Below are 24,245 nucleotides of genomic sequence, written 5' to 3'. Positions count from 1 at the left end.
GGATCGAGTCGGCCGCGGTGCTGCCCGAGCGTAGGATCGCGGGCCGCGAACCGTCTTGAGCCCGGCGACCCAAAGAACCGCGGCGTCCGTTATGGCGGACGCACAGCGAGGAGACCGTCCGGCCCGAAGGCCGCGGTGTGGAAGCGCTCGGCGATGCGCGCGTAGCCGGCGGCGTCGGGGTGCAGGCCGTCGTACAGAGCGCCGGCGTCGCCCGGACCGAGCAGTGTCAGCCCGTCGAGGTACCGGAGGCGACGATCGTCGCCCGCCCGGACCGCGACCACATCGGCGACGATCTCCCGCATCCGCCGCATGGTCAGCGCGGTGCGGTCCGAGCGGTCGACGGCCTGGCCGATCGCCTCGTACCTGCCGTCCGCCCGTTGCGGGCTGGGGCCGGTGCGGTCTTCGGCGGAGGGGAAGACGATCGGCGACGCGACCACGACCGGCGTGTCGGGGTGGCCTTCCCTGACCGTGTCGAGGAAGCCGTGCAACGCGGGGCCGAAGGTGCGGGTGGTCATCGACGCGGTGTTCAGCACGTTGACGGCGACCTTGAGGCTGATCGCCGTGGCGGGGGTGTCGCGGATCGTGCGTGCCACGAAGGGGTCGAGCTGGCAGTTGCCCGCGAACGCCAGGCACAGCAGGTCCAGCCCGGCGCGCCGGGCGACCAGGGCGGGCCACGTGCGGGCGGGGCCGTCGGCTTCGGCGCAGTGGCTGATGGAGCTGCCGTAGTGGATCCAGCGGTCGGCCGGCGCGGTGCCGGGTTCGACCGCCCCGTCGGCGTGCAGTGCGCGCAACACGACGATGGCCGCCTGCGGCAACCACAGTTCGACGTGCTTCCAGCCGGTGCCGAGCCCGTCGAACGTGATGGTCTCCGCCTGTCCCTCGGTCCGCTGCACCACGGCACCGGCGTCCACGACGCAGAGATCACCGTCGGTGGCAAGGCGCGACAGCATCCGGTCGCCGTCGATGACGAGGTCGAAGACGACCGGGAAGAGCGGGAAGTGGGTGTTGCGGAAGCGGGTGACCCGCACGTCCAGGGAGAGCCGGGAAGCGTTGGTGCGCAGCAACAGCCGGACACCGGCCGGACGAGGAGCGACGAGGTCCAGGTACGGGTCGGCGGCCTGCGTCCGGGTCCATGCCGGCAGCCTGTGCGGGATGGTGCCGCCGCCGGGGGCCGGGTCGAGAGCCAGTGCGCCGGCGATGGTGATCCGCTTGTCCGGGAACGTGATCCGCGTGGTCGCCATCAGGTCCGCCAGTTGTGGATCCAGTCCTCCACCAGGTCGTTGTGCTGGCCGAGGGAAGGCGCGGGGCGGAACTGCCCGACCGTGCCGGCGGTGCGCACGCCCACGTCCAGGGTCCGGAAGCCGTCCGGTTCCGTCCTGATCATGCCGCGTGCCGCGGTGTGCGGGTGGTTCAGCGCGTCGCGGATGCCGTACACCGGGCTGCACGGCACGCCACCCGCGGACAACACCGTGATCGCCTCGTCACGGGTCATGCCGGCGAGCGCGTCCTCCACGTCACGCCGCAACTCGTCGCGATGCCGGGCACGGTCCGCGTCGCTGCCGTACCGCCTGTCCGCCAACCACTCCGGCCGGTCCAGCACGCTCGCCAGACGTGTGAAGAGGGCATCGCTCGCGACGGCGATGGCGACCGGTTGGTCCTTGGTGGCGAAGGTGCCGTACGGGGCGCTCACCGCGTGGTGGCTGCCGGTGGGCACGATGTCGTCCATTGTGTACAGAGCACGCATCGCGGCGGATTCGAGCACGGAGATCAGGCTGTCGAACATGGCGACGTCGATGTGCTGCCCCCGGCCGGTCCGCGCTCGCTCGTGCAACGCGGAAAGCGTGGCCACCGCGCCGTAGAGCGCCGGGACCACGTCACCGATGCTGATCCCCACCCGGACGCCCGGTCCGCCGTCCGGGCCGGTCACGGACATCAGCCCGGACACCGCCTGCACGATGAGGTCGTAGGCGGGTCGGTCCGACCACGGCCCGGTCCGGCCGAACCCGCTGATGCTGACGGCGACCAGGCGCGGGTTGAGCCGCAGCAGGTGCTCCGGCGGGAAGCCGAGCCGGTCCAGCACGCCGGGGCGGAAGTTCTCGATCAGCACGTCGGCGCCGCGGACCAGGCCGGCCAGCCGGTCGCGGCCCCGCTGCGTGCGCAGGTCCAGCGTGATGCCGAACTTGTTGCGGTTCAACAACCTGTGGAATGTGCTGGTCCCGCCGACGAACGGGCCGAAGTGCCGCCCGTCGTCCCCGCCGGGCGCCTCCACCTTCACGACCTCGGCGCCGAGATCGGCCAGTATCCTGGCGCACAGCGGCCCGGAGAGCACCCGGCTGAGATCCAGCACCCGGATGCCGTGCAGTGCCGCGCCGGTCATGCGAACCACCGCAGTCCGCTGTCCCGGACGGCTTTCGCCGCCGTCTCGTATCCCGCGTCCGCGTAACGCATGATGCCGATCCCGGTGTCGGCGGTCAGCGCGGCGCGGATCCGGTCGTCCGCGGCCGGAGTGCCGTCGGCGACCAACGTGACCCCGGCGCTCTGCATGTAACCGGCGTACCCGCCACCGCCCGCGTGGATGGCGACCAGGTCGGCGCCGGAGCCGGCGGTCAGCAGGGCGTTCAGCAGCGGCCAGTCCGACACGGCGTCCGAGCCGTCCGGCATGTTCTCGGTCTCCCGCAACGGTTGTGCGACGCCCCCGGCGTCCAGGTGGTCGCGGGTGAACGCGACAGGCCCCTTGAGGTCGCCCCTGCGCACCGCCTCGTTGACGAGCAGCGCGAGACGGGTGCGTTCGCCGTGGGCGAGCCACGAGATCCGTGCGGGCAGCCCGGACTGCCGCACGAACCGCCGCGCCAACGGGATCCAGCGTGCCACCAGCGGGTTGTCCGGGAAGTTGGCCAGCACCAGGTCGTCGATGAAGTCGATGTCGGCGGTGTCGCCCGACGCGGCCAGCCAGCGGAACGGACCGAGGCCACGGCAGAACAGCGGCCTGATGTACCGCTCCACGAAGATCGGGATGCGGAAGGCCTTCAGTCCCGACTTGGCGGCTTGCGCCCGGATGTTGTTGCCGTACTCGAACACCACCGCACCCGCGTCCAGCCAGGCGAGCAGGCAGTCGACGTGCCGGGCGATGGACTCCTCGGCCAGCCGGATCAACTCGTCCGGATCCCGTTCGCGCAGCTCGGCCACCTCGGCCGGGGTGTGCTTCGCCGGCACGTAGCCGTACAGCAGGTCGTGCGCGGGCGTCTGGTCGGTCACCACGTCGGGCACCACGCCCTTGTCCCTGAGCAGCGGCAGGATCTCCGCGGCGTTGCCGAGCAGTCCGATGGAGTCGGGTGTCCGCGTGCGCACGCTGTCCCGCGCCCACGCCAGCGCCTCGTCCACCGAGTCCGTCGCCCGGACCAGGTATCCGCTGTCCAGCCTGCGCTTGATCCGGTCGGGGTCGACCTCGACGCAGAGCGCGACCCCGCCCGCCATCACGGTGGCCAGTGGTTGCGCGCCGCCCATGCCGCCCAACCCGGCGGTCACCACGAGCCGGCCGCGCAGGTCGCCGTCGAAGTGCTCGTCGGCCACCGCCACCAGCGTCTGGTAGGTGCCCTGGAGGATGCCCTGCGACCCGATGTACTGCCAGTCGCCCGCGGTGTAGCCGCCCCACATGATCAGGCCACGGCGTTCCAGGTCGTAGAAGTGCTCGCTGGTGGCCCACCGGCCGACGAGGTTGCTGGTGGCCATCAGCACCAGCGGGGCGTTCGGTCCGGTCGGGAACACCCCGATCGGCTTGCCGGACTGGATCACCAGTGTCTCGTCCTCGTCCAGTTCGGACAGCGCGGCCACGGTCGTGGCCAACGCCTGGTGATCGCGGGCGGCTTTGGCGAGGCCCGCGTAGACGATCAGCTCGTCCGGCCGCTCGGCGTGCCCGAGTGTGTTCTCCAACATGCGCAGCAGCGTTTCCTGACGCCAGCCACGGCAGCGCAGCCCATGGACCATGTCCTTGCCCTCTCGGAATCTGTGGTTCTCAGGCGGAGCCGCGGCCTTCAGCCCAGCAGCCGGTAGCGGCCCGCGGTGGCCTTGATCGGGGCCAGTGCGGTCATGTCCACTTCGATCAGGAACGGACCTGTGCTCCGGACCGAGTGCGCGAACGCCTTCTCGAAACCGGCGACGTCGTCCACCCACTGGCCGTCGACGCCCATCGCCGCGGCGAGCGCAACGAAGTCCGGTGTGGACAGATCGACGTCGTTGCGCGCGCCGTCGAACGTGGCGCGCTGGACGTTGCGCAGCACGCCGTAGCCGCGGTCGTTGAACACGCACACGGTGACCGGCAGCCCGAACTGCGCCAAAGTGGACAGCTCGGCGATGGACAGCATGATCCCGCCGTCACCGTGGATCACCACGCAGCGCTCGCCCCGGCCGATGGCCGCTCCCAATGCCAGCGGCAGGCCGGGGCCGATCGCGGCCGACGCCGGGTTCAGCGAGGTCCGCGGCTCCAGCACCGGCAGCAGCCGATCACCCCACGCGTACGCCGGGATGGTCGAGTCCCGGACGACCGCCCCACCGCGGGGGAGCAGCCGGCGGATGATCTCCACCAGCTCCCGGTGATCCGACCCCAGCACGGACAGCGCGGCTTCCCGTGCCTCGTCGGCCGCCTGCCTGGCCCTGGCGGGCCAACCAGGGTCCGCCGAGGTCGTGGCGACGGCGGCGTCCAGCGCGGCAACGGTTTCGCGAGCGTCGCCGGGTAGCGTCACCGCAGGCGGGTACGAGCGGCCGAACACCGAGGGGTCCGCGTCGGCGTGGATCAGGTCCGCCGTCAGCCGCAACCGCCAGTGGTCGGTGCTGTACTGCTGGAACCGGGTGCCCACGGCGAGGACGACATCCGCCTGCTCCACGATCGCCCGCAACGGGGGAGTGGTGGCGGAAGGCCCCAGGCACAGCGGGTCGTCCTCGGCCAGCGCTCCACGTCCCTGGACCGTCGTGACGACGGGGATGCCGAGCCGTCGCACGAACTTCCGCAACCGCGGCCACGCTTCGGCACCCAGCACACCGCCGCCGGACCACACCAACGGTCGCCGAGCCGCTGCCAGCAGGTCCGCGGCGGCGGCGAGCCGCCCTGCGTCCGGGACCGCCCGCACCACCGCAGGCACCTCGGGAACCCGCTCGGCGACTTCCGCGTACTGGAGGTCGATCGGAATTTCCACGGCGGTCGGCCGTGGGTTGCCCACAGCGGTGGCCCGGCCGGCGGCGATCACGGCCTCGGCGATGTCCTCCGCCCGGCGCACCGACCACGTGTCCCTGGTCAGCGTCCGCAACATCGGAACCTGCTGCTCCGCCTCGTGCAGGAAGGCCCGTCCCTGCCCGTAGAACCGCGTCTCCACCTGCCCGGTGATCAGCAGCACCCGGGAGCCGGCGAAGTTCGCCTCGAACAACCCGCCCATGGCGTTGGCGGTGCCGGGGCCGGTCGACGCCAGGGCCACCCCCAGCTTCCCGGTGGTCCTGGCGTAGCCGTCGGCGGCGTGCACGGCTGACTGCTCGTGCCGGACGTTGACCACCCGGACCCCGCCACGGCGGCGGATGGCGTCCAGGATCGGCAGGTTGTGCACGCTGGCCACGGCGAACACGTACTCGACGCCGAGCGCGTGCAGTGCGTCGAGGACGGCGTCCCCACCGGTGCGGGCGCTCATACCGGCCGCCGCTGGATCGATTTGACCTCCGTGAACTCCATGATCCCGTGTGCGCCCAGCTCCCGGCCGTGACCGGACTGCTTGTACCCGCCGAACGGCGCCATGCCGTTGAAAGGCGCGCCGTTGACCGCGATGCTCCCCGCCTCCAACCGGTCGGCCACGCGCACCGCTCGTTCCTCGTCGGCGGACCAGACCGCTCCGGCCAGGCCGTATTCCGTGCCGTTGGCGATGGCCACGGCGTGGTCCTCGTCGGTGTACGGGATCACCGCGAGTACCGGCCCGAACACTTCCTGCTGCGCGAGCTTGATCCCGGGGTCGGTGACCACGAAAGCCGTCGGCGCGACGAAGAACCCGGCGTCGGGAAGGTCGGCGGTGGGATGCGCCCAGATCACCCGTGCGCCGTCGACCGGTGCGCGTTCGAGGTGTTCGGTGACCCGGTGTTGTTGGGTGGCGCTGGCCAGCGGTCCGACGTCCGCGGCCGGGTCGTCGGCGGTGCCGACCCGGTAGCCGGCCATCGCCTCGGCCACCAGCCGCTCGGCGCCGGCCATGTCGTGGAACGGCACGAGCAGACGGGTCAGCGCGGTGCACGTCTGTCCACTGTTGACCATCACGGTCCGGACGCAGCCGGCCACCGCGGCTTCGAGGTCGCCGTCCGGCAGCACCAGGGAGGCCGACTTGCCGCCCAGTTCGAGCGCCACCCTCTTGACCGTCGCGGCGGCGACCTGGGACACCCGGCGGCCCGCCCTGGTGGACCCGGTGAGCGAGACCATGGCCGTGCCGGGGTGCCGGACCAGGTACTCGCCGATGGTGAAACCGTTGCCGAGCACGAGGTTGAACGCACCCGGCGGCGCACCCGCGGCGGCCACCGCCTCGGCGAGGATGAGGGCGTCCAACGGGGTGATCTCGCTGGGCTTGAACACCACCGGGCAGCCTGCGGCCAGGGCGGGCCCGATCTTGGCGGCGGTCTGCAACAGCGGGAAGTTCCACGGGCTGATCGCCGCGACCACGCCGACCGGCTCGCGGCGGACGGTCGAATGACCGACGTCCCACGTGAACGCCACCTCGGACAGCGCCTGAGCGCTGTTGCGGAACGTGCGGACGGCCGTGTGGACCTGGTAGTCCGCACAGTGCTTGCGGGGCATGCCCATCTCCCGCGAGATGGTGTCGGCGAGCAGGTCCGCCCGCCGTTCCAGCTCGTCGGCGATCCGGTGCAGCAAGGCTGCCCGGTCCGCGACCGGCATGGCGCGCAGGACAGGACGGGCCCGGTCCGCCGCGGCGACGGCGGCGTCGATGTCATCGGTGCCCGACTCGCGCACGGTCGCGATGCACTGGCCGGTGCTGGGGTCGAGCACCGCGATGACGTCCTCACCCCTGCTCTCGACCCATTCGCCGTCGATGTAGGTATCCGCGCGGTGGTCCATGGCACTCCGCTCAGGCCTGGTCGTTGATCGCCAGGCAAGCGTAGGATCGTTCCGCCGCAACCGGTTCGGCTCGGCGACCCAAAGAAATCGGGCCGCTCTTATGGCCGCGGCACAGTGGTCAGGCGAACAGCCTCGCCCGCAGGTCGGTCCGGCCCTGCTCCTGGTCCCGCCGCATCTCCACCGCGTCCAGCGCCATCAGCGCCACGTTCAGGTCGCTGATATCGGTGATCCGGCGCATGTCGCGGCCGGTCAGCGTGGCGATCTGGCGCAGCCGGTACGCCACGGTGTTGGGGTGCACCACCAGTTCCTCCGCGGTGCGCTGGAGCGCCATGTCGCACTGGATGTAGACCCGCAGGGTCTCCACCAGGTGCGGTTTCTCCACGAGCTGGCTGATCCGGGTGTCGATGATCCGGTTGGACACCCACCGGTTGTGGGCCAGCAGCACTTCGAGGATCACCTCGGTGCACTGGGTGAGCTGGCCGCGCAGGCCGCGGTAGACGGCGATCTCCAGGGCCGAGAGGGCTTGGCGGCAGCTATGCCCGGCGGCGACCAGCGACTCGCCCGGCTCGCCCGCGGACATGAACAGCGCCTGCCCCGGCTCCTCGGCGAGCATCCGCCGGAACAGCTCGACCAGGCCGGGTCCGTCCCGGTCGACCGGCACCAGCGCGAGCAGCATCCCGTCGCGATCGCGGATCAGGGCCTCCCGCCGGGGGTCGTGCCGCCAGAGCACCTCCAGCACCCGGCGTCGCGCCCGTGCCCGGTGCTGCGGGCTGGGCGGCGGGTCGTGGTACGCGGCGAACGCGCGGAACGACTGGTGCGGATTGATGTTCAGGACGCGCGCGTGGTTGTTGACCGTGGTGGCGTCCACCGGCAGCCCCGCGACCAGGCAGCTCAGCAGGTCGGTGCTGACCCGTGAGTGCCAACTGGACAGTTCCTCGTAGGTGCTGCTGAACGACTCCAGCTCGTGCGTGCACAGCTCGTCGAACAGCTCGCCGACCCGGGCCACCACGGCGCGGATCACGTCGAGGTCGAGCACGGATTCGGCGAGCACGTGGTCGGTGACCACTCGTTCGAGGGACCGCAGCCATTCCACCGCCTCGGCCACCGGTTTGCCCTGCAACGCGATCCGGGCGCCGCGCACCGAGGGAAAGTCCGCGACGCTCCGCTCGCCGCCGAGCGCCGCCGCGCACAGGTGCACGATCCGGACCGCGACCTCGAAGGTCTCGACCGGCGCCAGCCGGTCGCCCACCGCCGGGTCCGATCCGGAGACGTGCTGCCGGACGAACTCGTTGGCGATCGGCGTGGCCGCGGCTCGGAGATCCGTGGCCACGGCCGGGAATATGTCCATTTTCGACATAATTCCTCCAGGCCCCTGGGCTGCCGATCCTGCCTACGCGGACGCGGGTAGTCAAGGGCCACGGCGGACGGCAATGGCCATCGGCACTGGTCGTACACGGATCGTGACCCGGACTGTGTGGCGAACACAGCGGGCTCACAACAGCTTTGTGGCGGCGACCTCATGACACCGGGCGGTCGCGACCCGTTGACTGTGCCGACAGACGGCGGGTCCTTTCACAGCCTGCCGACGAACAGCCACCAGCCCAACGGAGGGACGGTGAGACCTGGTGACGCCCGCATCCACGGCCAGTCCGCCGGTCGCTGATTCCACCGCCGGTCGGCAGCCGCAACCGGCCCGGCCCTGGCGGCCGAAGTTCACGACGGTGGCCCTGGTGCTGCCGGTCGTGTTCATGGCGCTGGTCTACGCGTATCCGGTCGGTGGAATGCTCCTCCGGGCGTTCACCGAGCCGGAGCCGGGACTGGGCAACTTCACCAGGGCCGCGGCCGATCCGGTGGTCTGGCAGGCACTCTGGGTGACCGTCCGGATCTCCCTCGAAGTCGCCGTGCTCACCGTGGTGCTCGGTTTCCCGGTGGCGTACTTCCTGTCGGGCGCCTCCCCGCGGCTGACCAGGGTCCTGCTGCTGCTGGTGGTCATCCCGTTCTGGACCAGCGTGCTGGTCCGGTCGTTCGCCTGGATGGTGCTGCTCGGCGACAACGGCGTGGTGACCAGCCTGCTCGCGCCGATCACCGGTGACTCCGACGGCCTGCTGTACAGCGAGGCCGCCGTGGTCGTCGCGCTGACCCACATCCTCCTGCCGTTCCCGATCCTGATCATCAAGGGCACGCTCGACCAGATCGACGGCTCGCTGGTCCGGGCGGCGCGGACCCTCGGCGCCGGCCCGGTGCGGGCGTTCACCGGGGTCTACCTCCCGTTGGCGATCCCGGCCGCGATCAGCAGCGCGATGCTCGTCTTCGTGATCGGACTCGGGTTCTACGTCACGCCCGCGCTGGTCGGTGGACCCAAGGAGAGCACCATCGCCGTGGTGATCGCGCAGAGCGTCCAGGTGACCTTCGACTGGGGGATGGCGGCGGCGTTGGCCGCGCTGCTGCTGGTCGTCGCCGTGCTGCTCACCGTGGTCGTCCGGAAACTGACCAAGGTGAAGGGGCTGGTGTCACTGTGAGCGTCACCTCCCGCGCCCCGGCGGCAACCGCCGGACAGGCCACAGTGGACTCCGCCGTGCCCGCACGGGTCACCGCACGCCGCCGGGACCGGCTTCCCACGACCCGGCTGGAGCGGGTGTTGCGCTGGTGCCTGCGCGGTGTGGTCGCACTGGTGCTCGCGTTCCTGGTCGTGCCGATCCTGATCGTGGTCTTGGAGTCCTTCAACAGCGTCGACTACCTGACGTTTCCCCTGGAGGGCTGGTCGCTCCGGCACTACGAGCAGTTCTTCGCGGACTCCGAGTGGGTCGCGGCCACGGTGCAGAGCGCCAAGATCGCCCTGCTGGCCGCGCTGATCTCCACGGTCGTCGGCACCGTCGCCGCGTGGGGGCTGGCCCGGTCGCCCGCCAAGGGCAAGTCGCTGGTCTTCGCACTGCTGTACTCGCCGATCGTCGTGCCGATCATCGTGCTGGCGATGAGCTACTACTTCGTCTTCGCCGAACTCCGGGTGATCGGCGAGTGGGTGCTGATCTCGATGGCCTACTCGGTGATGGGCGTGCCGTACGTGCTCGTCGCGGTGTCCAACGCGTTGCAGCAGTTCGACCCCGAGCTGGAGAACGCCGCACGGACCCTCGGCGCGGGCATGACGCAGACCCTGCGCCGGATCACCCTGCCCCAGCTCACCTCGGCGATCTCGGCGGGCGCGCTGTTCGCGTTCGTCATCGCCTTCGACGAGGCGGTGATCATCCTGTTCGTCTCCGGCAGCGGGTCGGTCACGCTGGCGCGCAAGCTGTGGGACAGCGTCCGCTACGACATCACGCCCACCCTGGCGGTCGCCGGGACCGTGCTGATCGTGGTGTGCACCGGGCTGTTCCTGCTGGCGGAACTGGTCAAACTTCTCCGGGAGCGACGGGAGCGCCGCGCATGACCGACCAGGTGGTCTTCGACCGCATCCACAAGTCCTACGGGGACTTCCCGGCCGTGCGGGACCTGAACCTCGGTATCCGCGAGGGTGAGTTCGTCACGCTGCTGGGCCCCAGCGGGTCGGGCAAGACCACCACGCTGCGGATGCTGGCCGGGCTGGAGGCCGCCACCGCCGGTGAGATCCGGCTGGCCGGCCGGAACGTGACCGACGAGGTCCCGGAAAAGCGCAACATCGGCCTGGTCTTCCAGAACTACGCGTTGTTCCCGCACATGACGGTCGCGCAGAACGTCGCCTTCCCACTGCGGATGCGCAAGCGGGGCAGGCACGAGATCGAACGCGAAGTGGACAGGGTGCTGGCCATGACCCAGTTGACGGCCTACCGCGGCCGTTACCCCCGGCAGCTCTCCGGTGGGCAGCAACAGCGGGTCGCGCTGGCCCGTGCGTTCGTGTTCGACCCCAGCGTGTTGCTGATGGACGAGCCCTTGGGTGCGCTGGACCGGAACCTGCGCGATCACATGAGGCTGGAACTGAAGTCCTTGCAGCAACGCATCGGCGCCACGGTCATGTACGTGACCCACGACCAGGACGAGGCGTTGGCGTTGTCGGACCGCATCGGCGTGATGCACCAAGGGGTTCTCCAGCAGACGGCGCCGCCGGACGAGATCTACGAGCGCCCGGTGAACTCGTTCGTCGCGAAGTTCCTCGGGCAGTCGGTGTGCCTGCCCGCGAAGCGGATCGAGGGCGGGGGGCACACCGTGCTCGACGTCGAGGGCGTGACCGGGCCCGTCACCGTGGCCAGGGAGAACGACTCCTGCGCCGAGCCGGACGGCGAGTTCATGATCCGCCCCGAGCGGTTCCGGCTCACCGACGTGCGCCCGGAGGCGTCCGACGTCAACGCGGTCTGCTGCACCGTCGGGACCACCGTGTACCTGGGCGCCCAGGTCGAAGCACACCTGCGGGCCGAGGCGGGCGCGCAGTTCCAGGTCACGGTGCCCGCCACGACCGGGCGGCGGCTGGCGCCGGGCGATTCGTGCTGGCTGACGTGGACACCGCAGGACGGCCGGTTCCTGCTCAAGGTGAGCTGAACGCGAAATGGGACCACTGATGGAGATCTCCGGGCTGAACAGCCTCACCTGGCACCTGGACGGCGCGGTCGGCGTGCTGACGCTGAACAAGCCGGACCGGCTCAACGCCATCGCCAACAAGGACATCGACGAGCTGGACCGGGTCGTGATGCAGGCGGGCAAGGACCCGGCCGTCCGCGCCGTGGTGATCACCGGCGCCGGCCGCGGGTTCTGCTCGGGCGCCGACGTCAAGGAGTGGGCGGGCGGTCACGACGCGGACGAGGAGTCGTGGCCCGCGAAGATGCACCGGACCATCGCCCGGCTGTACTGGCTGCCCAAACCGGTGATCGCCGCCGTCAACGGGGTCGCGGTCGGCGCGGGCCTGGATCTCGCGCTCACCGCGGACATGCGGTTCGCCGCGAGCACCGCCCGGTTCGGCGAGATCTACGCCCAGCGCGGGATCTGCCCGGACGCGGGCGGTTCCTACCTGCTGCCCAGGATCGTCGGCGAGGCCCGCGCGGCGGAGCTGATCTACACCGGCCGGATCTTCGACGCGGCCGAAGCGCTGCGCATCGGGCTGGTCAGCGACGTGACGGAACCGGACGCGCTGATGGATCGCGCCATGGCGCAGGCCCGGGTGTTCGCGGCCGGCCCGACCGTCGCCATCGGCCAGGCCAAGCAGAACATCCGCCGGGGATACACCGTCGGTATCGAGGAGGCGCTGCGCAACGAGCAGCGCGGCGCGCTGCTCTGCGTGCCCACCGAGGACAAGGCCGAGGGGCTGAAGGCTGCGATCGAACGTCGGTCCCCAGTGTTCGTGGGGCGATGATGAGCGGACATCGTCTCGACAAGCTGTTCCGGCCTGCCAGCGTCGCCGTGGTCGGCGCGTCGCCCAAGGGCGGCTATGGCCTGCGGACGTTGCGGAACACCCGCCAACTCGGTTTCCCCGGCCGGTTGTACGCCGTCCATCCGCGACACGACGAGGTGGACGGGATCGCCGCCTACCCGTCACTGCTCGACCTGCCCGAAGTGCCCGACGCGGTGGCGGTCGCTGTGCCGGCGCAGTCGGCGCCCGGTGTGGTGGCGCAGGCCGTGGAGTTCGGGGTCGGCGGGATGGTCGTCTACGCGGCCGGTTTCGCCGAGCGGGACGCCGAGGGTCGGGCGCTACAGGAACGGATGAGGGCCGTGGCCGCGGACCGCTTGCCGCTGATCGGCCCGAACTGCCTTGGCGTGGCGAGCTTCCGCGGCCGGGCCGCGTTGTGGGGCATCGAGATGCCGTACGCCCACGCGGAGTCCGAGGGCGTGGTGGCGATCGCGGCGCAGAGCGGCAACATGGCGTTGACCACGATGCTCTCCGGCCGCCTCCCGGCGGTGGCGTACGCGGTGTCGGCGGGCAACCAGGCTGTGCTCGACCTGGCGGACTGCCTGGAGTACTACCTGACCGACCCGGCTGTCCGTGTTGTCGCACTGGTGATGGAGGGCCTCGCCGACGTCCCGCGGTTCCGGGAACTGGCGCTGCGCGCGGCCGAGCAGGATGTCGCGATCGTCGTGCTGAAGGTCGGGCGGTCGGCCAGGGGAGAGGCCGCCACGCTCGCCCACACCGGCACGCTCGCCGGTCGTGACAGCGCCTACACCGCGCTGTTCCGGCAGACCGGCGTGCACCGGGTGGACGACCTGGACGAGCTGATCGCCCTGTGCCGGCTGTTGTCGGCGGGCAACCGGCCCCGTGGCCGGTCCCTGGGGGTGTTCGCCAGTTCGGGCGGTGAGTGCGGGATGGTCGCCGACCTCGCCGAGGATGTCGGCGTCCGGCTGGCCGACCTGGACGACACCGCAACACGTGCTCTCGCGGCGGTGCTCCCGGAGCACTGTCCGGTCGCCAATCCCTTGGACCTCACGGCCGGGGCGTGGGGGCAGTTCGACGTGTACGAGACGGCTGCCCTTGCCATGGGACAGAGCCCGGACGTGGACGTGGTCGCGTTCGTCGGCGACGCCCCGACGTTCTCGGAACCACTCGACGGCAACGGCTGGCCGGAGATGGTCGGGGGAGCGGGGAAAGCCGCGGACTCGCTGGACGTTCCGGTCGCGCTCGTCACGACGACGACCGACGTGGTCCGTGACCTCGACGCGATGGCCGAGCGGCACGGCGTGGTGCTGCTGGCCGGAGTGCGTCCCGCGTTGCGTGCGATCGCTCTCGCCGGCGCCCCGCGTCCGAAGCCGGTTCCGCTGCCGCCCGACTCCGGCAACCGGCCCACCGCGCTGAGGCTGCTCGAAGGTGGCGAACCCGTACTGACCGAGACGGCGGCCAAAAACCTGCTCGAACTCTACGGCCTGTCGGTGCCGCGGGGAGCGTCCGTCGCGGATGTGGCTGACGCGGTGGCGGTGGCCGACGACATCGGCTATCCCGTCGTGGCCAAGCTCGAAGCCGCCGGTCTGGCCCACAAGTCCGACATCGGCGGGGTGGAAGTGGCTCTGCCCGACCGGAACGCGGTTCGTCAGGCGTTCGACCGGTTGACCCGAGCCGGGACCACCGCGTTCGGACCGGACACGCCACTGAGGTTCCGGGTCGAACGGATGGCGGGGCCCGGTGTGGAGCTGATCGTCGGCGGTCGCAACGACCCGGCAGGCTCACTGGTGGTGGTGGGCGCCGGCGGAGTGCTGACCGAGCTGCTCGCGGACGTGACGGAACTGTTGTGGCCGTTCGGTCCCGACGAGGTGCGCGAGGCCATCGCCACGCTTCGGGTCGCCCGCCTGCTGCACGGGTATCGCGGCGCGCCCGCCGCCGACCTGGACGCGGTCGCCGACGCCGTGGTGCGGATCGGCCGGTTGCTGGCCGAGCTGCCCGAGGTGACCGAGATCGACGTCAACCCCCTGCTCTGCGCGGACAGCGGGTGTGTGGCCCTGGACGCGCTGGTCGTGGTCGGTGGACGGGCGGAGGGAAGGTTCTGATGGACTTCACGATCCCCGACGAGCTGCGGGCGTTCCGCGAGACGGTGCGCGCCTTCGTGGACAAGGAACTGATCCCGCACGAGGACTACGTGGAGGAATACGACGGGCTGCCGGAGGAGGTGGAACGGGAGATCCGCCGCAAAGCCGTGGCGGTCGGGCTGAACGGGCTCGGCATGCCGGACGAGGTCGGCGGCGCCGGTCTGGACGTGCTCGGGCAGGTCCTGGTCACCGAGGAGCTGTTCCGCGCGCTCGGCGGTGTCGCCGAGGTGGTCCCGGCCACCCCGCGCATCCTGCTCGCCTGCGTGGGAGAGCAGCGGGAGCGGTACCTGCTGCCGTGTGTGCGCGGCGACCGGCAGTGGTGCTTCGCGCTCACCGAGCCGGACACCGGGTCGGACGCGGCCGGTATCAAGACCCGCGCCGAGCTGTGTGACGGGCAGTGGGTGATCAACGGCCGCAAGAGGTTCATCAGCCACGGGGACTCCGCGGACTTCGCCATCGTCTTCGCCGTGACGCACCCGGACCGGGAGCGGGACCGGATCACCGCGTTCCTCGTGGACAAGGGCACGCCCGGGTTCGGTGTGGGGCAGCTCCACAAGACCATGGGGCACCGCGGATACCGGCAGGCGGAGTTGCTGTTCGACGACTGCGCGGTGCCGGCGGAGAACGTGCTGGGCGAACCGGGACGGGGGTTCGACATCGCGCAGGGCGGGCTGAGCGCGGGCCGGATCATGACGGCCGCGCGGTGTCTCGGCCCGATGGGCAGGCTGATCGGGGACGGGGTGGACTGGGCGAAGCAGCGGGTGCAGTTCGGCCGTCCCATCGCCGACTACCAGGCGATCCAGTTCATGCTGGCGGACTGCGCGACGGACCTGCACGCCGCGCGGCTGCTGACCTACCACGCCGCGTGGGCGGCCGACCACGGCGAGCCGCCCAAGGTCGTCAACGCCAAGGCGTCGATGGCCAAGCTGTTCGCCAGCGAGGCGCTCGGCCGGGTCGCCGACCGGGTGCTGCAGATCTTCGGGGGAACCGGCTACATGAACGAGACCTATGTGGAGCGTGCCTACCGCAACGCCCGGATCGAGCGGATCTGGGAAGGCACCTCGGAAATCCAGCGCGTGATCATCGCGAGCAACCTCCTCAAGCGAGGGATGTTCAGCTAGCCCAAGGACGGTTCATCATGACGAACACAGCCGGTTTCCCCTCCGGTGCGCTATCCCGCCGTGACCTGCTCAGACGCGGTGCCGTGCTGGCGGGCGGCCTCGCGGCGCTCGGCGGCGCGGGCACCCTGCTGAGTGCCTGCGGCAGCGGTGGAGGCGGTGGTGGCGGCAGCAAACGCGTGGTCGTCGCGGACTGGGGCGGTGCGTTGCAGGAGGCGGAGAAGAAGCACATCTTCGACCCCTTCAGCAAGGAGACCGGCATCGAGGTGGTCATCGCCGGACCGCCGACCACCGCGAAGATCAAGGCGATGGTGGACACCGGCAACGTCGAGTGGGACCTGATCGCCGGCGGCCCGTCCACCGTGCTCCCGGTCGGCCGCGACTACTTCGAGGATCTGCCGGACCGGCTGCGCACCATACCGGGCATCGATCCGTCCTATGTGGATCCGAAGTGGCTGACCTACTACCTGTTCTCGGTGGTGCTCGCCTGGAACACCAAGGCGCTCGGCTCCGCCAAGCTCGCCGGCTGGCAGGACATGTGGGACGTCGGCAAGTTCCCCGGCAAGCGCACCCTGCGCGGCGCCGACCAGGGCGTCCCGCCGGACCTGGAGTTCGCGCTGCTCAGCGACGGCGTGCCGCGTGACAAGGTGTACCCGGTGGACCTCGACCGCGCGTTCGGCAGGCTCCAGCAGCTCAAGCCCAACGTGCCGCAGTGGTGGACCGCGGGCTCCCAGCCGGGCCAGATGCTGGTCAGCGGCCAGGTGGTGGCCGCCAGCATGTTCTCCGGCCGGGTCGACGCCCTGCGCAAGGAGGGCGCGCCGCTGGACTTCACCTGGAACGGCGGGATGCTGCAACTCGCCTCGTGGTCGGTGCCGAGGGGCGCGCCCAACAAGGAGGCGGCGTTCAAGCTGGCGGAGTACTCCGTGCGGCCCGAGGTCCAGGCCGCGGTGTGGAGCAACTACAACAACGGCCCGGCGAACAGCAAGGCGCTGGACCTGATGGACAAGAACCTGGCGCTGTCCATGCCGTCCTACCCGGCCAACGCCGAGGTGCAGTTCCTCAACGATGCCGCGTGGTGGGGCAAGAACCGCGAGGCGGTGCTCAAGCGGTTCCAGCAGTTCGCGGCGACATGACCTGGCCACCAGACCGAGGAGACTCCGTGGAATCGTTGCAGGGCCGTGTTTATCTGGTCACGGGAGGCGGGACCGGGATAGGCGCGGCCACCGCACTGCGGCTGGTCGAACTGGGTGCGTCGGTCACCGTTCTGGGCCGTCGTGTCGAACCGCTCGAAGCGGTGGTGGCCGCTGCCGAGCGCAGTGGTGGAGCCGCACTCGCCCACTCGGGTGACGTGCGCGACCCGGCCGCCGTACAGGAGTGCGTCGACGCCACCGTGGCTCGTTTCGGGCGGATCGACGGCCTCGTCAACAACGCCGCGGGCAACTTCGTGACACCGGCGGAGCGCCTGTCTCCCAATGGGTGGCGCGCGGTGGTCGACATCGTCCTCAACGGAGCGTGGAACTGCACTTCGGCTGTGGGCCGGCGGCTGATCGAGGCAGGCACGCCGGGAGCCGTCGTCAGCGTCGTGGCGACGTACGCGTGGACGGGACACCCCGGCACCGTGCACAGTGCCGCGGCGAAGGCGGGGGTGGTCGCGATGTCGAAGTCGTTGGCCGTGGAATGGGCGCGGTACGGCATCCGGTTGAACTGCATCGCGCCGGGTCCGACCACGACGGAAGGGGCGGGTGCGGCGCTGTGGGCGTCCGCGGAGGACCACGACCGGGTCCTGGCCTCCGTGCCGGCGGGCCGGTTCGGCACTCCGGAGGAAATCGGCGACCTCACCGCGTTCCTGCTCAGCGACCAGGCCGGGTACGTGACCGGGTCGGTGCTGACCGCGGACGGCGGGCAGTCGCTGGGCCGTCAGGTCTACGGATCCCCGGTCGCCGACATCGCCGGCACGGCTGCTCGTTGAAGCACGGGCTCGCCCCGGCGGAGTACGGAGTGGACGATCGGGACGCCCGGTCGGTAGGCGAGGTGGAGGTGTGACGGCGCGTCGAGCACGACGGCATCGGCAAGGGCTCCCGGCGACAGCCTGCCGACGTCGTCTCGGCGCAGGGCCCGGGCGCCGCCCCGGGTGGCGGACCACAGTGCCTCGTCGGGAGTCAGGCGCATCTCCCGCACCGCCAAGGCGATGCAGAACGGCATGTTCGTCGTGTGGGCGGAGCCCGGGTTGCAGTCGGTGGCGATGGCCACGGTCACGCCCGCGTCCACCATCCGCCTCGCGTCCGGATACGGCGACCGGGTGCTGAACTCGGCCGCGGGCAACAACGTCGCCACCGTTGTGCTCGCGGCCAGTGCCTCGATGTCCTTGTCGGTCGTGTACGTGCAATGGTCCGCGCTCGCCGCGCCGAACTCGACGGCGAGCGCTATTCCGGCGTCATGGGCGAACTGGTTGGCGTGTACGCGCAGCCCGAGCCCTTTGGCCTGGGCCGCGGTGAGCACGGCTCGCGCACGATCAGCGTCGAAGGAACTGTCCTCACAGGACACATCGGCCCACTTCGCCCCAGGCGCGCAGGCGTCCAGCATCGGGCCGGTGACCAGGGCGACGTAGTCGTCCGGGCAGGCGGCGTATTCCGGTGGGATCACGTGTGCGCCGAGGAAAGTCACCTCCTCGGTGACGGTCGCGGCGGCGCGCAGTGAGCGGATCTCGTCCCGCACGGTCAGCCCGTAGCCGCTCTTGACCTCGATGGTGGTCGTGCCCGCCGCCAACGCCTCCGCGGCCAACCGGGACGCCGTGGTGCGCAGGTCGTCGTCGCTTGCCGCACGGGTTGCCCGGATTGTCGTCGCGATCCCACCGGTCGTGTACCGCTCGCCCGCCATCCGGGCCGTGAACTCGGCGGCCCGGTCCCCGGCGAACACGAGGTGGCTGTGACTGTCCACGAATCCCGGGACGACACACCGCCCTGCCACGTCGATCCGTTCGTCCGCCGGTGGTGCGTCAGCGGCAGGCCCGACCCACAGCACCCGCCCGTGCTCGATGACCAGGGCGGCGTTCGCGAGCTGCCCCAAGGCACCTCGTCCGCACGCCGGATCGTTGGTGACGAGCAGGCCGATCCCGTCTACGACGGTAGCGGTCACGGTGCCGTGCCCGGGAATCCGGGCTTGCCGGGATCGAGCTGAACGCCGAGTGAGTTGAGCGTGACGCTGACTGTCCAATAACGACCGACGACGGCGATGAGGTCGATCATCTTTGCGGCGTCGTAGGTTCCGGTCAGCACGGTCCACGTCTCGTCGGCGATGCGCGCGGTGCCGTGCAACTGGTCGACCGCTTGCAGCAGCGCCGACTCGAATTCGGTCCACCCGTCGGCTTGTGGCCCGCGGGTGACGCGCTCGACCTCCTCCGGGGTGAGGCCCGCCTGCTGTCCGAACACGGTGTGCTGGCCGAACTCGTACGCCGACTGGCACAGCCACCCGATGCGGAGGATCGCCAGCTCCCGGTGCCGGGCCGGCAGCGTCGACGCGTCGAACAGGTAGTCCTGCAACGGGCGCTGCGCCTTCATCAGGCCGGGGTTGTGCGCCCACGTCCGGGAGATGTTCGCGGTGCCGCGCCTGGCCTGCTCGCCGAACAGGTCACGTTCCAGCCGGTGATAGTCGTCGACCGGCACCGGTGCGATCCGCGGTGTGTCCGGCGGCATCAGTTCACCTCGCTGTGGAACGAGCCGTCGGGGGCACGGCCCACCTCGACCCGGGTGGGGATGGGGAAGTGCGGCGCGAGAACGACCGCCTTGCTCTCCGCCGCCAGCTCCGCGATCCGTCCGCGGCTGAGCACGGACTGCTCGGGGGAGTGGTCGATGACCGGCAGCCAGTGGTGGTGTTCCAGGTGCGTCGGGTGATGCGCGAGATCGCCGACCAGGAGAGCGGTCCGGCCACCGGACGCCACCATCACGCACACGTGTCCCGGGGTGTGCCCCGGAGTCGGGACAATGGTGACCGCGTCGGACAAGGCCAGTTCACCCGAGTATGTCCGCAGCGCGCCCGCGGAGCGCACGGCCTCGACCCTCGGCCGGACGGTCGGCAGCATCTTGCGGTTCGCCTCGATCAGGTCGACCTCGTCACCCGACCAGTACGCCACCTCCTGATCGTGGATGTACACGGTGGCGTTCGGGAACGTCGGCGTGTGCTCGTCGTCCTCGACCAGCCAGCCGCAGTGGTCGGCGTGCAGGTGGCTCTGCACGATCCGGTCGACGTCGCCGGGTGCGATGCCCAGGTCGGCCAGGCGGTCGAGCATCAGTCCGGCGCCCTCCAGTCCTGGCACTTCGTGCGCGCGATGGCCCCAGCCGGTGTCCACGAGCGTGACGTGGCCGTCGCCGGTGATCACGAACCCGCCGAAGTTGACCGTGAAGGGCGTGTCCGGGTCGGTCACGCCCACGGCGGGCATCCACTGCGCGGGGTCCACGCCGTTGAACCAGGTCCGTCGTGGGCCGGCCAGCACGCCGTCGCTGACGTGCGAGACGGTCATGGCGCCGATGTGGAGGGTGTCGAGTCCGATCGGGGACAAATGCGGTCACTCCTCAGTAAGGGGCCGGTATTTCACCCGCCACGACACTTCACGGTTCTCCCAGGCGTCCGGTCCCGGTGTCAGCGCGGAGCCCGGGGTGGTCCGCGCGCCGCGGCCCTCGTACACGGCACAGAACCGAGGGCAACCCGGCGCGGGGTGGCGGAACTCATGCCACAGCTCAAGCCGGGTGCCCCGGTCGTACCCGAACCCGGCCACGATCTCGGGCAGGTGGGTGCGGCTGTAGAACTGGTCGAACTCGGCGAGCCCGGCCGGGTCCGCGCCGGCCGCCGGGCTCATCCCGATCAGCGCCGTCCGGCTGACCGGGCCGACCAGTCCGCCGAAGACCGCGGTGGTGCGCCAGATCATCCGCCACACCGGTCGAGCCCTGCCCCAGGCCGGCGGGCCGGGTGAGTAGGCCGGCCGCCGGTCGTCGCGGCTGACGAAGTCCCGCGCGGACTGCTCGCTGTCGATGCCGTAGACCGCAAGCCATCGCGGCGTCGGAGTGCCACCCGGATCGGGTTCGGTCGACTCGAACCGCGCCGCGGTGACGAATCCGGGGTTCAGCTTCAGCATCTCGGGGAGGTGGACGGTGCTGTAGTAGCGATCGAACAGCTCGATCGCCTCGGGATCCTCGTCCGGATCTGTCGTGAGCCCCACCACGAGCACGAATGGGGCGCCGAACACGTCCTGCGTCACCGCCGGACTGAAACACAGCAGCCCGAACCGCGTCAACGACCTGCGAAAACACTGTCCGCCCGGCACAACGGCCGGCGGAAATCTCTGGGTACGCGTCCCAATGCGGGTGGCCATCGTGCGCGGGACCGGTCAGCAGGGGTCGGTGGGGTTGTCGAGGTCGTGGAGTTGTCGTCGGACGCGTTGGGCATCGGTGTCGCGGCCTTGTTCGCGGTACAGCTCCAGCGCACCCAGCCAGACCGTGCGGGCTTGGTCGTGGTGTCCGAGGGCGACGTGGGGGTGGCCTATGCGGTCGAGGGTGTCCGCGACCTCGTAGGCGTCGCCGAGGGTGCGGTACAGGGTGAGGGCCTCGTGGTAGTGGTCGACGGCCTGCCGGTGGTCGCCCGTGCGGTGGGCGATGAGCGCGAGGCTGTCCAGGGTGGCCGCCTCACCGCTGGAGTTGTCGTGGTGCTGGTGCAGCGTGAGGGCGGCGCGGCAGTGGTCGCGGGCGGTGACGAACTCGCCCAGGCCCGCCGCGTACCAGCCCATCAGGTTGAGCACCTCGGCCTCCCGCACCGGCTGGTCGAGGGTGCGGTAGCGGCCGAGGGCGTGTCGGGCGTGGTCCAAGGCCCGCCGGAGGTCTCCCCGTTGTCCCCAGGCGGAAGCCAGCACCCGGTGGGTGTGCGCCTGTTCGGGACGGTCGTGGTGGTGCACGGCCAGGTCGAGGGCCCGGTCCAGGTGTTCGATGGCCTCCGCGTGCATGCCCAGCCGGGAACAGGCCCAGCCGAGATTGCGGTGGGTGCGGCTGCGGGTGGTGGGGTCGGGCAGGTGTTCGGCGGCGTCCCGCGCGGACCGCCACACGGCGAGCGTGTCACGCAGGTGACCCCGCCGGAGGTGGAAGGTGTCCAGTGCCCAGGCGAGGTGCCAGACGGCGTGGTGGCGGCGGAGGGCGACGGCGGCGCGTTGGGTGGCCAGGAGGGTGGCGTGCTCGGCGTCCAGCCAGGCCATCGCGGTCTCGGCGTCGGGCAGCGGGTGCGGGTGGACGCCGTCCGCGGGCGGGTCGGGTGGTGCGAGTCGGCGGTGGGGGTTCAGCAGGCGGTCGGCGGCGAGAGCGGTGTGCAGGTGGAAGTCCATCACTCGGGCCAGGGCTGTCTCCCTGGTGTGCTCGGGCAGTGCGGTGGCGGCGGTGGCGGCGTAGTGGCGGACCAGGTCGTGCATCGCGTATCGGCCGTGCGGTCGCCGTTCGACCAGCGACGCCTCTTCCAACGTCGCCAAGGCCTTGCGTGCGCGGGCTGTGGACAGGCCGGTGAGGGAGACCACGGCAGGCAGGGTCGTGTCGGGGCCCGGGGCGGTTCCGAGTAGTGCGAACAGAGTGCGTTGCTCGTCGGTGAGCCGGCGCAGTGACCAGGACAGCACGGTGGGCAGGCTGGCGGTCGGGTCGTCGTTGTCGAGTGCGTCCAAGCCCAGTTCGCGCAGTTCGGCGGCGATCTCGGCCAGGGGGATGGCGGGGTGGGTGGCGGCGTTGCGGGCGGTGATCGTCAGGGCCAGTGGGTAGCCCCCGCACAGGTCGACCAGTTCGTCGACGGCGTCGGGTTCGGCGGCGGCGCGGTCGGGGCCGATGCGTGCGGTCAGCAGGGTCCGGGCCTCGTCGCGGGTGAGGACGTCCAGGTGGAGGTGGCGGGCGCCGTGCCGGTCGATCAGGGAGGTGAGCCGGTGGCGGCCGGTGATCAGCACGGTGCAGGTCGGGCTGCCGGGCAGCAGCGGCACGACCTGCTCGGCGGTGGCGGCGTTGTCCAGCACGATCAGCATCCGCCTGTCCGCGACGAGGCTGCGGTACAGCGCGGCCTGGGCGTCGAGGTCGGTCGGGATGCGGCCGGGGTCGACGCCCAGGGCGTCGAGGAACCCGCGCACCGCCGCCCCGGACGCCATCGGCTCACCGGTGGGGCTGAACCCGTGCAGGTCCACGAAAAGCTGTCCGTCGGGGAACCGGTCCAGCCGGCGGTGCGCCCACGCCAGGGCCAGCCAGGTCTTGCCGATGCCGCCGGCCCCGCCGATCGCCGAGACCACCACCGTCGCACCCGCGACAGGCAGATCGGCGGGCAGGGCACGGTCCAACCCGGCCAACTCCGCCACCCGCCCCGCGAACAACCCCGGCGCGGCGGGCAACTGCCGCGGCACCACCGGAATGGGCGACGCCGCGTACAGGTGCACGTCACCGTGCACCACACCGGCCTGCACCACCGCACCCACAACACCGGACGCCGTGTTGCGCACACCAGCGCCGCCCGGACCGGCGGACTCGGAGCCGTCGGGGTGTTCCGGCTCGGGCGGCACCACCGGAGGACACCTCCCCGGTCCGATCCAGGACTGGCAAGTCCCAGCGTTCCACCGCACCATCGCAAACACCGGCCCGCACCGACCGAATTCACCCGACCGCACCGACCCGCTCCGCACAACGACGGACGCCCCATGGCTTTTCCCTGTAGGGCGCCGTGTCCACCGCTTGCCGCTCGCCAGGCGTCCTACCATCAGGCACGCAGCTCTTCGCTCAACTACCTCCTGGTCGTGAGAATGCGGGGCCGTCATGACGACGCGTGTGCTGTACGTCCCGGACAACCGCGAGTTGGACCTCTCCCGCCTCTCCGGGAGCGACTACCAGACGGTCGCCTCGCTGCGGGGCAGGATCGGGCGCGGTGACCGCGTGCTGCTCTGCCTGGAACCGGCGGTGCCCGGCCACGACGAGATGTTCGTCCGCAGGCACGACGGCCGGGTGCCCTCGGTGGGCTGCAACCACATCCCGTGGGACAACCTGCCTCCCAGGGGCTCGGCCGTGGCCACCGGTCTGCGCTGGGTCGACGTCGCCAAGTGCACCGTGCACAACTTCGCGACATGCCCGGACAACCGCCGGCACTGTGGCGGCGATCACCCGAAGCTCAGGCCGTGGGCAGGCCTGACACTGGACCACGTGGCAGCCCTGGTCCCCGCCGGCAGGGCGGTGCCACTCATGACCACCGGCAGCACCGTGTACCTGGTCCCGCCGAACGACCTGCGTCTGTACGAGTCGCTGACCGGCAGCCCCGCCCGCTACACCCCGGGAATGCCATCGGACGACGACCGCGCCTCGTCGGAGCCCACCGATTGCCACAACGCCTCGCACGTCGCCGAGTCGAGCGTCGAGTGCGAGGGATGCCGCGGACGCCTCCTGTGGAGGCGCCCAGGCCGAACCCTCTGCGAACGCTGCAACCCGATCATGCACTTGCCGACCAGTCCCTACCCGCTCTGACCTCCGGAGGCGTCAGCCGAAGCCTGTGGGGTTCCGCTCCCGGCCAGTCGTCGG

General features: G+C 71.0%; 20 protein-coding genes. 9 read left to right on the top strand and 11 right to left on the bottom strand.

The genetic code is table 11. The features are described 5' to 3' along the window. Window positions 1–89: 89 nt before the first annotated feature. From ACQPZF_RS25600 to ACQPZF_RS25575, 6 genes are all read right to left on the bottom strand, one after another. On the bottom strand, window positions 90–1,241 hold the full coding sequence (locus ACQPZF_RS25600) for an SGNH/GDSL hydrolase family protein (RefSeq protein WP_433260980.1): 1,152 nt from the start codon (window positions 1,239–1,241) through the stop codon (window positions 90–92). Further along, window positions 1,241–2,377 (bottom strand): CaiB/BaiF CoA transferase family protein, encoded by a 1,137-nt coding sequence (locus ACQPZF_RS25595; protein ID WP_433260978.1) that lies wholly within the window; start codon window positions 2,375–2,377, stop codon window positions 1,241–1,243. The genes ACQPZF_RS25600 and ACQPZF_RS25595 overlap by 1 nt, the downstream gene beginning before the upstream one ends. Then, window positions 2,374–3,984 carry a urocanate hydratase gene (locus tag ACQPZF_RS25590; RefSeq protein ID WP_433260976.1) on the bottom strand — a complete coding sequence of 537 codons (1,611 nt, stop codon included), beginning with the start codon at window positions 3,982–3,984 and terminating at the stop codon, window positions 2,374–2,376. Before ACQPZF_RS25590 ends, ACQPZF_RS25595 begins: the two co-directional genes overlap by 4 nt. 47 nt (window positions 3,985–4,031) lie before the next feature. Continuing rightward, a complete protein-coding gene (locus ACQPZF_RS25585) occupies window positions 4,032–5,672 on the bottom strand; it encodes a thiamine pyrophosphate-binding protein (protein ID WP_433260974.1) in 1,641 nt (546 codons plus the stop codon). Next, a complete protein-coding gene (locus ACQPZF_RS25580) occupies window positions 5,669–7,093 on the bottom strand; it encodes an aldehyde dehydrogenase family protein (RefSeq protein ID WP_433260972.1) in 1,425 nt (474 codons plus the stop codon). Before ACQPZF_RS25580 ends, ACQPZF_RS25585 begins: the two co-directional genes overlap by 4 nt. A gap of 118 nt (window positions 7,094–7,211) precedes the next feature. After that, window positions 7,212–8,423, bottom strand: a complete 1,212-nt coding sequence (locus ACQPZF_RS25575; protein ID WP_433260970.1) for a PucR family transcriptional regulator — start codon at window positions 8,421–8,423, stop codon at window positions 7,212–7,214. A gap of 295 nt (window positions 8,424–8,718) precedes the next feature. Here ACQPZF_RS25575 and ACQPZF_RS25570 point away from each other — a divergent pair, with 295 nt between their 5' ends. Genes ACQPZF_RS25570 through ACQPZF_RS25535 form a run of 8 tightly spaced genes read left to right on the top strand, consistent with a single transcriptional unit; the run spans window position 8,719 to window position 17,650 of the window. Then, on the top strand, window positions 8,719–9,612 hold the full coding sequence (locus tag ACQPZF_RS25570) for an ABC transporter permease (RefSeq protein WP_433260968.1): 894 nt from the start codon (window positions 8,719–8,721) through the stop codon (window positions 9,610–9,612). Further along, window positions 9,609–10,517, top strand: a complete 909-nt coding sequence (locus ACQPZF_RS25565) for an ABC transporter permease (RefSeq protein WP_433260966.1) — start codon at window positions 9,609–9,611, stop codon at window positions 10,515–10,517. The genes ACQPZF_RS25570 and ACQPZF_RS25565 overlap by 4 nt, the downstream gene beginning before the upstream one ends. Beyond that, the gene (locus ACQPZF_RS25560) at window positions 10,514–11,599 is read left to right on the top strand and encodes an ABC transporter ATP-binding protein (RefSeq protein ID WP_433260964.1); all 1,086 of its coding nucleotides are present in this window, start codon (window positions 10,514–10,516) and stop codon (window positions 11,597–11,599) included. The genes ACQPZF_RS25565 and ACQPZF_RS25560 overlap by 4 nt, the downstream gene beginning before the upstream one ends. A gap of 7 nt (window positions 11,600–11,606) precedes the next feature. Then, on the top strand, window positions 11,607–12,407 hold the full coding sequence (locus tag ACQPZF_RS25555; RefSeq protein WP_433260962.1) for an enoyl-CoA hydratase/isomerase family protein: 801 nt from the start codon (window positions 11,607–11,609) through the stop codon (window positions 12,405–12,407). Then, window positions 12,407–14,524 carry an acetate--CoA ligase family protein gene (locus tag ACQPZF_RS25550; RefSeq protein ID WP_433260960.1) on the top strand — a complete coding sequence of 706 codons (2,118 nt, stop codon included), beginning with the start codon at window positions 12,407–12,409 and terminating at the stop codon, window positions 14,522–14,524. Before ACQPZF_RS25555 ends, ACQPZF_RS25550 begins: the two co-directional genes overlap by 1 nt. Continuing rightward, on the top strand, window positions 14,524–15,684 hold the full coding sequence (locus tag ACQPZF_RS25545; protein WP_433260958.1) for an acyl-CoA dehydrogenase family protein: 1,161 nt from the start codon (window positions 14,524–14,526) through the stop codon (window positions 15,682–15,684). Before ACQPZF_RS25550 ends, ACQPZF_RS25545 begins: the two co-directional genes overlap by 1 nt. Before the next feature lie 17 nt (window positions 15,685–15,701). Further along, window positions 15,702–16,814, top strand: coding sequence for an ABC transporter substrate-binding protein (locus ACQPZF_RS25540; RefSeq protein ID WP_433260956.1), 1,113 nt, complete (start codon window positions 15,702–15,704; stop codon window positions 16,812–16,814). Between the two features lie 26 nt (window positions 16,815–16,840). Further along, the gene (locus tag ACQPZF_RS25535; protein WP_433260954.1) at window positions 16,841–17,650 is read left to right on the top strand and encodes an SDR family oxidoreductase; all 810 of its coding nucleotides are present in this window, start codon (window positions 16,841–16,843) and stop codon (window positions 17,648–17,650) included. On the opposite strand, the gene hutI is transcribed toward ACQPZF_RS25535, so the two are convergent. The 5 genes from hutI to ACQPZF_RS25510 form a co-directional block, all read right to left on the bottom strand. Beyond that, window positions 17,605–18,816 (bottom strand): imidazolonepropionase, encoded by a 1,212-nt coding sequence (hutI, locus tag ACQPZF_RS25530; RefSeq protein WP_433260952.1) that lies wholly within the window; start codon window positions 18,814–18,816, stop codon window positions 17,605–17,607. The two genes, ACQPZF_RS25535 and hutI, sit on opposite strands and share 46 nt — an antisense overlap. Next, entirely contained in the window at window positions 18,813–19,373 is a 561-nt protein-coding gene (locus ACQPZF_RS25525; protein ID WP_433260950.1) for a carboxymuconolactone decarboxylase family protein, read from the bottom strand. Before ACQPZF_RS25525 ends, hutI begins: the two co-directional genes overlap by 4 nt. After that, on the bottom strand, window positions 19,373–20,236 hold the full coding sequence (locus tag ACQPZF_RS25520; RefSeq protein ID WP_433260948.1) for an MBL fold metallo-hydrolase: 864 nt from the start codon (window positions 20,234–20,236) through the stop codon (window positions 19,373–19,375). The genes ACQPZF_RS25525 and ACQPZF_RS25520 overlap by 1 nt, the downstream gene beginning before the upstream one ends. Window positions 20,237–20,242: 6 nt before the next feature. After that, entirely contained in the window at window positions 20,243–20,932 is a 690-nt protein-coding gene (locus ACQPZF_RS25515; RefSeq protein WP_433260946.1) for a hypothetical protein, read from the bottom strand. A 129-nt stretch (window positions 20,933–21,061) separates the two neighbouring features. Further along, the gene (locus ACQPZF_RS25510; RefSeq protein WP_433260944.1) at window positions 21,062–23,245 is read right to left on the bottom strand and encodes an ATP-binding protein; all 2,184 of its coding nucleotides are present in this window, start codon (window positions 23,243–23,245) and stop codon (window positions 21,062–21,064) included. Between the two features lie 247 nt (window positions 23,246–23,492). On the opposite strand from ACQPZF_RS25510, the gene ACQPZF_RS25505 reads away from it, so the two are divergent. Beyond that, entirely contained in the window at window positions 23,493–24,191 is a 699-nt protein-coding gene (locus ACQPZF_RS25505; RefSeq protein WP_433260942.1) for a hypothetical protein, read from the top strand. Window positions 24,192–24,245 lie beyond the last annotated feature (54 nt).

Source organism: Actinosynnema sp. CS-041913, from assembly GCF_050942485.1.
Taxonomy (GTDB): Bacteria; Actinomycetota; Actinomycetes; order Mycobacteriales; family Pseudonocardiaceae; genus Actinosynnema.
This window is presented reverse-complemented; position numbering and strand designations above follow the sequence as displayed.

Coding starts and splice junctions, on each gene's coding strand:
- ACQPZF_RS25600 (WP_433260980.1), bottom strand. CDS start 1,241: ATGGCGACCACGCGGATCACGTTCCCGGACAAGCGGATCACCATCGCC.
- ACQPZF_RS25595 (WP_433260978.1), bottom strand. CDS start 2,377: ATGACCGGCGCGGCACTGCACGGCATCCGGGTGCTGGATCTCAGCCGG.
- ACQPZF_RS25590 (WP_433260976.1), bottom strand. CDS start 3,984: ATGGTCCATGGGCTGCGCTGCCGTGGCTGGCGTCAGGAAACGCTGCTG.
- ACQPZF_RS25585 (WP_433260974.1), bottom strand. CDS start 5,672: ATGAGCGCCCGCACCGGTGGGGACGCCGTCCTCGACGCACTGCACGCG.
- ACQPZF_RS25580 (WP_433260972.1), bottom strand. CDS start 7,093: ATGGACCACCGCGCGGATACCTACATCGACGGCGAATGGGTCGAGAGC.
- ACQPZF_RS25560 (WP_433260964.1), top strand. CDS start 10,514: ATGACCGACCAGGTGGTCTTCGACCGCATCCACAAGTCCTACGGGGAC.
- ACQPZF_RS25555 (WP_433260962.1), top strand. CDS start 11,607: ATGGGACCACTGATGGAGATCTCCGGGCTGAACAGCCTCACCTGGCAC.
- ACQPZF_RS25550 (WP_433260960.1), top strand. CDS start 12,407: ATGAGCGGACATCGTCTCGACAAGCTGTTCCGGCCTGCCAGCGTCGCC.
- ACQPZF_RS25545 (WP_433260958.1), top strand. CDS start 14,524: ATGGACTTCACGATCCCCGACGAGCTGCGGGCGTTCCGCGAGACGGTG.
- ACQPZF_RS25540 (WP_433260956.1), top strand. CDS start 15,702: ATGACGAACACAGCCGGTTTCCCCTCCGGTGCGCTATCCCGCCGTGAC.
- ACQPZF_RS25525 (WP_433260950.1), bottom strand. CDS start 19,373: ATGCCGCCGGACACACCGCGGATCGCACCGGTGCCGGTCGACGACTAT.
- ACQPZF_RS25505 (WP_433260942.1), top strand. CDS start 23,493: ATGACGACGCGTGTGCTGTACGTCCCGGACAACCGCGAGTTGGACCTC.